2 protein-coding genes are annotated in these 2,287 nt (G+C 71.9%); both read right to left on the bottom strand.

The features are described from left to right. A partial coding sequence (locus tag AB0J09_RS62720; RefSeq protein ID WP_360713750.1) for a tetratricopeptide repeat protein occupies positions 1-253 on the bottom strand: 253 nt, incomplete at its 3' end. A gap of 220 nt (positions 254-473) precedes the next feature. Beyond that, the coding region (gcvP, locus tag AB0J09_RS62715) for an aminomethyl-transferring glycine dehydrogenase (RefSeq protein WP_360713748.1) at positions 474-2,287 on the bottom strand (1,814 nt) is incomplete at its 5' end.

Genomic DNA, 2,287 nt, shown 5'->3' with positions numbered 1-2,287 from the left:
GGTGGCAGGCGGCCTGCGCGGCGTATTCGGGGTGTCCGGTGGCCAGCGCCGTCCTGGCGGCGGCCCGGGCGGCCTCCACGTCGCCGCGCTCCTCCAGCACCACGGCGAGCCCGACGGCCGCCTGAGCCCGGTCGGGACCGTCGGGGTCGGCGACCAGCTCGGCGAGTATGGCGGCGGCGCCGTCCAGGTCGCCGCTCTCGGCCAGGCGGCGGGCGATGTCGAGAGGCGGGGTCTCCAGCTCTGAGGACGTCAAGAGAGCTCCTTCTGGCGACGGTCGCACCGAGCCTAACGACTTCTGTCGATCATGTCTGCTCAGTTGACGCGGAAGGACTGACCGGCTTCGGACGCCACCCCGCCGGAGCGGTCAGGGCGGGCGCGGCGGCCTTCAGCGCCCTACGGGTGTAGAGCGCTGCGCCGTCGCGCGTCACCGGCCTCCCACCGGAAGATCGATCCCACGGCCGCCGCCGGGGCTCCTAGTCCTCGTACGCCTCCAGCGGAGGGCACGAGCACACCAGGTTGCGGTCACCGTACGCCTGGTCGATCCGCCGCACCGGCACCCAGTACTTCCCGTCCCGCAACGACGGCACGGGATAGGCCGCCTCGGAACGCGAGTAGGGGTGCCGCCACTCGTCCGCGCTGACCGACTCGGCCGTGTGCGGCGCGTTGCGCAGCGGGTTGTCCGTCTTGTCGTACTCGCCGGACGCCACCTTGGAGATCTCCCCCCGGATGGCGATCATCGCGTCCACGAACCGGTCGAGCTCCCCGAGGTCCTCGCTCTCCGTCGGCTCGATCATCAGCGTCCCGGCGACGGGGAAGGACATGGTGGGAGCGTGGAAGCCGTAGTCGATGAGGCGCTTGGCCACGTCGTCCACGGTGACCCCGGTCTCCTTGGTGATCTGCCGCAGGTCGACGATGCACTCGTGGGCCACCAGCCCGCCGCGCCCCGTGTAGAGCACGGGGTAGTGCGGGGCGAGCCGCCTGGCCAGGTAGTTCGCCGACAGGATGGCCTGCTCCGTGGCCGCCGTGAGCCCCTCCGAGCCCATCATCCTGATGTACGCCCACGAGATCGGCAGGATCCCCGCCGACCCGTACGGCGCCGCCGAGACGGGCCCCACCGGCGTGCCGTTGTGCAGCGGGTGGCCGGGCAGGTAGGCCGCCAGGTGGCCGCGTACCGCGACGGGGCCGACGCCGGGACCGCCGCCCCCGTGCGGGATGCAGAACGTCTTGTGCAGGTTGAGGTGGGACACGTCGGCCCCGAACTCACCCGGCTTGGCCAGCCCGACGAGCGCGTTGAGGTTGGCCCCGTCCACGTAGACCTGGCCGCCGGCGTCGTGCACCTTGGCGCACACCTCGGTGATCGTCTCCTCGTACACGCCGTGCGTCGAGGGGTACGTCACCATGATCGCGGCGAGCTGGTCACGGTGCTTGCCGATCTTGGCGTCGAGGTCGGCCAGGTCGACGTTGCCGTCGGAGTCGCAGGCCACGACCACGACCCGCATGCCCGCCATGATGGCGCTGGCCGCGTTGGTGCCGTGCGCCGAGGACGGGATGAGGCAGACGTCGCGCCCGTCCTGGCCGTTGGCGCGGTGGTAGGCGCGGATGGCCAGCAGCCCGGCGAACTCGCCCTGCGAGCCGGCGTTCGGCTGGATGGAGACGCGGTCGTAGCCGGTCACCTCGGCCAGCCAGTCCTCCAGCGTGCCGATCAGCTCCCGGTAGCCCTCAGCCTGCTCGTCGGGCGCGTACGGGTGGATCGCGGCGAACTCCGGCCAGGTGATCGGCTCCATCTCGGTGGTCGCGTTCAGCTTCATCGTGCAGGAGCCGAGCGGGATCATCGAGCGGTCGAGGGCGATGTCCTTGTCCTGAAGCTTGCGCAGGTAGCGCAGCATCGCGGTCTCGGAGCGGTGGCTGTGGAAGACCGGGTGGGTCAGGTACTCAGACTCGCGCGGCAGCGAGGCGGGCAACGCGTCGGCGTCCAGGACCACGTCGGTGCGCTCGATCCCGAACGCGGCCCACACCTTGGCCACCTCGGCGGCCCCGGTCTTCTCGTCGCAGGAGACGGACACGTGGTCGTCGTCGGCCTGCCAGAGGTTGACGCCCCGCTCGGCGGCGGCGGCGACCACGGCGGCGGCCCGGCCGGGAACGCGTACGAGCACGGTGTCGAAGAACTCGCGGTGCACGACCTCCAGCCCCGCCTGGCGCAGCCCGCCGGCGAGGGCCACGGCGTGCCGGTGCACGCGGTGGGCGATCCCGCGCAGCCCCTCGGGGCCGTGGTAGACGGCGTACATGC

The organism is Nonomuraea sp. NPDC049784 (assembly GCF_040659615.1).
Lineage (GTDB): Bacteria > Actinomycetota > Actinomycetes > Streptosporangiales > Streptosporangiaceae > Nonomuraea.
This window is presented reverse-complemented; position numbering and strand designations above follow the sequence as displayed.